The organism is Micromonospora sp. NPDC047134 (assembly GCF_040643455.1).
Lineage (GTDB): Bacteria > Actinomycetota > Actinomycetes > Mycobacteriales > Micromonosporaceae > Micromonospora.
In genome coordinates this window covers 57,279-65,007 of the sequence record NZ_JBEYUI010000028.1, presented here as the reverse complement: position 1 = coordinate 65,007, position 7,729 = coordinate 57,279, and the positions used below count along the sequence as shown (strand labels likewise).

Sequence of the window (7,729 nt, the reverse complement as noted above, 5' to 3'; positions counted from 1 at the left end):
CGCCGAACACGAGGCCCTACACGCGATGACCCACCCGGTCACCGCACCCCTGAAAACCAGCTAACCAACTGTCCATCAAACCCGGGGCTTGACACATCGAGACGTTCGGGCCCCCGTCGGTGTGGATCGGCGGAACCGACCCGTTCTGGTCCAAGACACTCGCCTACACCGTGGCCGATCCCGGCTACGACCTGATCTGCTTCCATCTGTGGAACGCCCTCGCGGACACCGCAGCCGAGACAGGGCTGCTGGCCGTACACCCCGAACCGGTGGTTCTTGCCGTACGTCACACGCCAGGCAGGTTTCCTGACTCATTCTCGTTCACCCCTCGGGGCCTGTGCCGCAGGCCGGCCCAGGAGGGGTGAAACCGCCGACATTGCCCGGTCGGCGGCGGTCAGGTGAGCACGGTGGCGTCGTCGAACACCAACGGTGACCACTGCGGTGCGCCGTCACGTCCGTGTTGTGGGTCGATGCCGATGAACCGGCTCGTGCTGATGCGTGTGTAGGTGTGGCGGGCTTCCCAGTCGACTACCGCTCGCTGACGGACCCGTTCCCCGCACCGCCAGGCGCGGCGGCGGAAGTCGACGATGGTGGAATGGCCGTGTACCTGACCGAAGGGCGGTGGGTCGGCGGCGTGCAGCCAGGAGTCGTACAGGTCCGGGCCCGCCTCGGCCCACACCGGTCCGCGTTCGTGCCACAGGATGTCCTCGGGGCGGGTGTTGAGCAGATCCGCGGTGGTGGCAGCGGTGACCGGCTCACCCAGTTTCCGCCAGGCGTCGACGGTCAGACCGGCGTGAGTGATCAGTAGTTCCTCTCCGTCGGCGGTACGCACCGCAGCAGCCACCCGCAGTCGATCCCGTAGCCACCAGCTTCTCAGCAGTGCGGCGTCCTCGTCGGGTAGCCGCTGTGGCCAGAACATCTCGGCACCCAGGTACTGCGATTCGTGGTTTCCGACGAGCTGGATCCACCGCTGCGGACCCTCCAGCCGTTGCCGAACGATGGCGAGAACGCCCGCGCTGTCCAGCCCACGGTCGATCAGGTCGCCGACCTGGACCACCACGGCATCCGGATCGTCCTGGGTAGACGTCAGCGCTTGAGACAGCTGATCGGCACATCCGCCGACATCACCGATGATCACGATCCTCGCCATGCCGTCCTCCGTACGCCCGATGCCCCGGCTGGCGTCGGTGTCGTTGCCCGTGACTGATTGACTCACCCCATGGAGCTGATTGTCGACGCCGGCGACGTGTCCCTGCCGGCCACGCTGGACGTGCCGTCGGACGGACCGACACACGGCGCGGTCGTCGTCCTGCACGGCTCCGGCGAGCCGCAACGGTCGTACTTCCTGTACGAACACCTGGCGCGTGCCTTTCCCGCGGCCGGCGTGGCGGTGCTGCGCTTCGACCGGCGCCCCCGTGAGCGCGGCGACGTGCCGTACACCGTCCAGGCCGACGACGCCTTGGCGGCTGTCGCCGAGGTGCGCCGCCGGATCGGCGAGGTCCCGGTGGGTTTGTGGGCGTGGAGCCAGGGTGCCTGGCCCGCGTCCGCGGTCGCGGCCCGGCGGCCCGAGCTGATCTCGTTCCTCGTGCTGGTCGCCGGCAGCGGTGTGAGCCCGGCTGCCCAGATGCGGTACGGGACCGCGCAGCAGTTGCTCCTGCACGGCTACGGGCGCGCGGAACTCGCTGACCTGGCCCGCCTGCGGGAGGCACTGGAGAAGGTCGTACGCGGGCACATCGACCGCAGGACCGCTCAGACGGTCATCGACCGGTACGCCGATCGACCTTGGTTTCCCCTCGCCTGTGTCCCACGGGACCTGGACGACCATCCGGGCACCTGGGAGGACATGGACTACGACCCGGAGCCGGTGATCGCCCGGGTGCGCTGCCCGACCTTGCTGTTCTACGGCGAGGCCGACGAATGGACTCCCGCCGACGACAGCATCGCGGTGTGGCGGCGCGCTGCCGCCACCAGCGACCTGACCATTCACCGGCTGGCCGACTGCACCCACCTGCCGACCATCGGCGGGACCGAGACGCTCGAATCGATCAGCTCCGACTACCGCAGCGCGATGCTCGCCTGGGTGCAGGAGCGGGTGGGTCGTGGCGAATCCCGGATACCGGCTGGCGGGTCAGACGCGGGCTGAGCCAAGCTGAGGTGTGATCGTCATTCAGCGGGTCCGGGTGCGGTGGACGGCCAAGGCACGCGCCGCGCCGGCCGCCAACGCGCGTCGTGGCCTCGACCAGGCAGTGCCGCTGCCTCGGTCACTGCCGGAAGGCGACGTGGTGATCCACGAGGTCCTGGCCGACGAGGCGGTCGACTACGCACGCCATGACGAGGTGCTCGACGGCGGCGTCGAGCAGGCCCGCAGCATCGGCCTCTGGCTCGGCCGTAACGGAAAGACGGTCACCGTCGACCAGCTACCCGGTTCGGCCGGCTATCCGCGACCGGACGCCTCGACTCGATTGTTCATGCTGACCCCAGGGCAGGTGGGCCGTTACCGGGCGAACTTTCGGTTCACCGGCTGCGCCTGCAATCCGAGCTGGTACTACGAGGATTGGCTGGTGCATGTCAGCTACGGTCAGGTGGCTTCGGACCACTTCGTACACCGGCAGCCGGACCGGGAGGTCGACCATCGGGTGCATCTCTACGGCGGGACCGTTCATCGCGGGCGCCGTCATCCGTGACTGGGCGCATTCGCCGCGGCCGGTATCCGCTTCCCGCGCGGCGCGCGTCGCCGAGGTGATGTCGATGCGGGCCGTGGGTGTTGGGTTGCGTGCCGAGGTCGGTGCGTTCGTGGGGTCAGCCGGCCTGCCAGCCTGCCGGGTCGACCCCGCCCGGCACTGGCGTCGCAGGGTCGTAGGGCTGTCGGGTGAAGATGAAGCTGCCGAGGTCGAGGTGGCTGACAATGCCGGTCGGGTCGCGGTGCACCCGCAGTCGTTCGCCGGCGAAGTAGCCGTTGACCCCCTCCCAGTCACCGTCGCCGGTGGGGCGCAGCCGGGTGCCGTGTCCGCCGGACATCGGGGTCAACTCCATGAAGCCGTCAGCCTGTGGGCGTAGCAGGTAAGGGGCTGGCCCCCAGTACCACGGGCCGGCGAGATCCAGTAGCTGCGGGTCGATCGAGGGCAGTGGACGCCACGGGGCCGGGACCCGCGGCTCCCGCTCGGCAACCGTCTGCAGCAGGTCAGCGGCGAGAGTACCGGCGGACAGGCCGGCGGTCACGTTACCCATCACGACCGCGCCCAGGGCGTCATCGGGGCTGACCCACACGGTCGCGACGAAGCCCGGCATCGAGCCGGTGTGCCCGACCAGCAGCCGACCGTCGCGGCGCAGCAGCTGCATGCCGAGCCCGTAACCGATGTGCCAGTCCGTCGCCTCAGGCGGGCTCGTCGGGTTACGCATCTGCGCGACGGTGTCCGGATGCAGCACCCGGTTGTCGCCGTCGATGAGGAACGCGGCGAACCGGGCCAGATCCGTCGTGGTCGACCACAACTGCCCGGCAGGCGCCATCAGACCGGTGTCCACGGCAGGCTCCGCCAGCAGCACATCGGCCCACGGATGCACCGCCCAACCCGTGGCATGCGGCGCGACCGGCAGCAGGGTGGTACGGGTCATCGCGAGCGGCTCCAGCACCTCACGCCGCAGCACCTCACCCCACGCCCGGCCACGAACCCGCTGCACCAGCGCGCCGAGCAGCGCATAGCCGGGATTGGAGTAATGGTGGCGCTGTCCGGCCGGATGCACCAGCGGATCACTGCCCAGCACGTCAGCCAGGTCGGGACGCAGCGCGCCCGGGGTTCGTTCCCACCACGGGCCGGGCGCATCAGCGATCAGCCCGGCGGTGTGCGCCAGCAGGGCACCGACCGTGGCCTCACCCGCCGGCGTGCCGGGCAGATGCTTCCCCAGCGGGTCGGTGAGCGCGAGTCGCCCCTCGTCGCGCAGGCGAAGCACCAGCACCGCCAGGAACGTCTTGGTGATCGAACCGATTCGGTACTGGACATCGCCGTCGGGCACCTGGCCGTCCACCGTGCCCCAACCGCCCTGCCATACCGGACGGCCATCACGCACCACGGCAGCGACCACCGACGGCGCCCGACCCGCTACCTGACCAGTGGCCAACCGATGCACCAGCGCACGTCGGGTCTCAGGCAGCAACGGCATCGATGACATGCGGGCAACCCTATCGGCCGGCCGTAACAATCCGACCCGCGTGGACCGGAGGACCGATGGCTGTCCATAGGCCAAGGCGCACCGCCGCGACGTCCGGATCTGCCGCTGATCGTGGAAGGCAGTTCACGCCGCATCCTGCCGTTGCCCACACTCGATATCATTCATTTTCGTGGATAGGCTTACGCTTGAACAGCGGGCAACAATGCTTCTTCGAGGCGGCGATGTCGACAAAGATGATCTACGCTTCTTCTTGTCGCGACTCTTGCAGATCCAAGAAGACCAGGGACGAGACGCCAGTCGAGCGGTGAAACGTGGAGTCGGCCTCGGGGCTGCATTCATCATCCTCACCTACAGCAACCTGCTGGAGGCCGAACTGCTGGGAATGAAGATCCAGGACATCTCGCCTTTGAGGCTTGTCATCCCGGTCGCCATGATGCTCATGGCTCTCCGCGCTGTCACCGTCCTGCAACTTTCCGTCTTCTATCGCCGCATCTTCCGCGAGGTGACCGGCAAGCACCTACCGAACTGGGAGGCGTCCGGGCTGGTGCCCCTGCTCAGCCCATGGAACGGCCCGATGTCGACTCATGCCAGCCCCACACGCCTCGACATCCATGAGCACCCTGGAGTTGACCGCTTGCACCAGGCGATGAGAATGGTTGACGCTTGGGCGGGAATCGCCGCTCTCGCGGGTTTTCAACTATACGCATTCGTCATCCTGTTCCACGATCCGAGAGTCCCGACCATCGCGACCGTGACATCTCTTGCCATATCGCTGGCTCTAATGTTGTATGTTGCCGCCTACCTGTTGTTCGTCAAGCTGAGCAGGCATCATTGATGGTCGCTTCGCTCTGACTGACGATGTTCAAGGCCAGTCTTCTTCCGACCACCTATCGGCCCTTGGGATGGCAGAACCATCCACTCCCCTCGGCGTTACCGCCAACGTGAGGCAAGGTCACACCCTTCGGCAGAGCCCTTGAGTACCCCACCGACGGCCCGGACAGGACGAGGACAAGCGGCTGGGGCATCCGAGTCGGTACCTGTGGTTCTTGACGGCCACGCAGGTGCTTGCAATCGTCAGCAGGTGACCGTTCCCAGTGACCGGCTTAACGTCAAGGTTTTCCTCAGCCACCGCTACCGGTCGCCTGCGGTGAACCTGCAGTTCTTCGACCTGATTGACCAGGTCGCCGATGTTCAGTTCGAGGTCGACCGAGGGCTGAAGGCCACGAGCACGACCCGCTTGGAACGCATGATCCGCGACGTCGAGGTCTTCGCTGGCATCTACTCGCTGAGCGACGATCCGTTTGAGCATCTGCCGGCCGCAGATCTGGTGCGGGCCACCCGGTACTTCAAGCTCGAGCTCGACATGGCGATGCGCTACCGCAAGCCGTCGATCCTGTTCATCGACCGCCGGTTCGGCAACAGACTGCAGGGGCCGCCGGGCGCCGTCAGCCTCCGCTACTCGGCGCAGGAGATCCTCAGCCAAGGCATGGAGACGGCACGGCGGCATCTTCGCAACGAGTTCGCCATGTTCTGCCGATCGATCGGCAACCACACCCAGAAGCTCCCGGCGCGCGACGCCGCCGCGGTCGGACTGCTTGTACCGCCAACGGGCGGCGCGCGAGACGCTGCCGCAGCCGCCGTCGAGGCGTTCAACTATGCGGTGGAACTCCTGCCCTGGCCTATTGCCCTCGACGGTGGCTTCACCGCGCAGCTCCAGAGGTGCGACTGGGTACTGGCCGACATGAGCCAACCGTCGGCCGCGGCCGCAGTGGCGTTCCTGCGGGGCCATGGGATACCTGTCCTGCGGATTGGGCCGATGGATGGACCACCGGACGTCGCAACCGAAGAACTGGTCTACGGCGAACTCGCGGCACACTACACAAAGGACCTTATTCGGTGGAGCGAGCCGGAACTTCTCCAAGTTGCCTTAGAGGAACGGATCGGGCAGATCACAGGTGAGCCAAGTCTGATCGACAATCGGATCGACGCCCAGGACTATTTTCGATCGGCTGCCAAGCTGAACCACCTCGTGTTCCTCAGCTACGCGAAGGAAGATCACGAGTACGCCGATCGAATCGGCGCCGAGCTCGGTAACGCTTTCCAGGAAGTCTTCGACTACCGGAAGCCGGCCGCGATACCGCACGGCGCACGATGGCTCGACCACATGCTGGCCAGCTTGGCGACGGCCGCGATCGGAGTGCCCCTGCTGTCGCCGAACTATGTCGCGAGCTCTTACTGCATGGAAGAAGGGCGACGGATGATGGATGCCGCTCTCAGCGGTCGAATGCGGGTCTTTCCGGTGCTGCTTGCGGACTCGGGCGTGGATCTGTTCAGCCAGCTGGAATACCGTCGCGCCACTCGGATGTCCCCGACCGAGATCGTTGCCGGCATCGCGCGGGAGGTGGCATGGGCGCGCCGGCGGTGGCTGTAGTGGGCAGCCTGGCGACAGGGCGCTCCTACGATCCACCGCTGCGTGACGTGGCGGTCGCCGCCCGCGCCGCCGAGGAAATCGGGCGGGAGCTGGCACAGCATGGATGCCGGCTGGTGGTCTTCAGCAGCGACGACGGCTTCGTCGAGTCCGCCGTAGTGCGCGGTTACGCCGAGTCCGGCCAGGCGAGGCCGGGAGCCATCGAGGTACGCGGCCCGTATCGGGCTGATCCCATAGATTTTCCCGAAGCGCGATCCAACCCCGAACTCTTCGACGCGCGACCCGAGCCCACATCCGACTGGGAGGTCTCGTTCTACCGGACACTGCTGCACGTCGATGCAGTTCTGCTCATCGGCGGAGGACGGTCGACGTTCATCGCCGGGCTCATTGCGCTGTCCCGACGAGTCGCAGTCGCGCCGATCGGCACGTTCGGGGGTGCTGCCGAAAAGGCGTGGCAACGTATGCACGGTGAGCCGGACGCCGTGTCTGAGCAAGACTTGTCGGCGATGGTGTCCAGGTGGCGTTCTGGCTCAGCAGAAGTCGTCGTCGCGTCACTGCTACGGCAGCACGAACGGCGCTTGAGCGAGCAGAGACAGATGCAGCGTCAGACAACCGCCGAGACGCGCCGTCGCGCATGGAGCCTGTTGTCCGCGTTGGTCTTCCTGGCGGCGGGTCTCGCCACGCTGCCTGCGGCCACGGCGTGGCAGCCCGGCACCTGGGTGGCGGTGAGTCTGCTCGTCTTCGGACCGCTGTGCGCGGCGGTGTCCGGGGCGCTGATCCGCAACGTCTTCGACGAGGTCGGCGAGTGGCTGCGCGCTGCGGTGTCCGGCGCTGCCGCTGGTGGGCTGTCCGCTGTCCTCTTTCTCGCGGCGCAGCTCACCACCAACCCGAATCTGCTTCAGGGAGACAGCGCCGCTCGTCTCGGATACTTCGTCGTGCCAGTCGGGTTCGTTGCCGGGCTCGCCTTCGACGCTGTGCTGACGAAGCTCCGCGGCACCGACGTGGTGAAGACTCACCCGGTCGATGCCGCAACGCCGTGACAGCGCAGCACCCGGTAGCCGGACTCCCGACAGGCCATACCCGCAGATGGTCGTTGGGGCCGGATCGGGCAGGGTGAAGCAGCGGTCCTGCACG

Annotated in this window: 7 protein-coding genes; 5 read left to right on the top strand and 2 right to left on the bottom strand. The window is 67.1% G+C overall.

The features are described from left to right. Positions 1-394: 394 nt before the first annotated feature. On the bottom strand, positions 395-1,216 hold the full coding sequence (locus tag ABZ795_RS25275) for a metallophosphoesterase (RefSeq protein WP_357532144.1): 822 nt from the start codon (positions 1,214-1,216) through the stop codon (positions 395-397). Positions 1,217-1,219: 3 nt separating this feature from the next. On the opposite strand from ABZ795_RS25275, the gene ABZ795_RS25270 reads away from it, so the two are divergent. Beyond that, positions 1,220-2,143, top strand: a complete 924-nt coding sequence (locus ABZ795_RS25270) for an alpha/beta fold hydrolase (RefSeq protein WP_357532143.1) — start codon at positions 1,220-1,222, stop codon at positions 2,141-2,143. Between the two features lie 13 nt (positions 2,144-2,156). Continuing rightward, on the top strand, positions 2,157-2,684 hold the full coding sequence (locus ABZ795_RS25265; RefSeq protein ID WP_357532142.1) for a hypothetical protein: 528 nt from the start codon (positions 2,157-2,159) through the stop codon (positions 2,682-2,684). Between the two features lie 115 nt (positions 2,685-2,799). Here ABZ795_RS25265 and ABZ795_RS25260 read toward each other — a convergent pair whose 3' ends face one another. Then, positions 2,800-4,167, bottom strand: coding sequence for a serine hydrolase domain-containing protein (locus tag ABZ795_RS25260; protein ID WP_357532141.1), 1,368 nt, complete (start codon positions 4,165-4,167; stop codon positions 2,800-2,802). Positions 4,168-4,336: 169 nt separating this feature from the next. Between ABZ795_RS25260 and ABZ795_RS25255 the strand changes: the two genes are divergently transcribed. The 3 genes from ABZ795_RS25255 (at position 4,337) to ABZ795_RS25245 (ending at position 7,635) form a co-directional block, all read left to right on the top strand. Then, the gene (locus ABZ795_RS25255) at positions 4,337-5,002 is read left to right on the top strand and encodes a hypothetical protein (RefSeq protein ID WP_357532140.1); all 666 of its coding nucleotides are present in this window, start codon (positions 4,337-4,339) and stop codon (positions 5,000-5,002) included. 246 nt (positions 5,003-5,248) lie between these two features. Next, a complete protein-coding gene (locus tag ABZ795_RS25250) occupies positions 5,249-6,598 on the top strand; it encodes a toll/interleukin-1 receptor domain-containing protein (RefSeq protein ID WP_357532139.1) in 1,350 nt (449 codons plus the stop codon). Further along, entirely contained in the window at positions 6,574-7,635 is a 1,062-nt protein-coding gene (locus ABZ795_RS25245) for a hypothetical protein (RefSeq protein ID WP_357532138.1), read from the top strand. The genes ABZ795_RS25250 and ABZ795_RS25245 overlap by 25 nt, the downstream gene beginning before the upstream one ends. Positions 7,636-7,729: the final 94 nt, after the last annotated feature.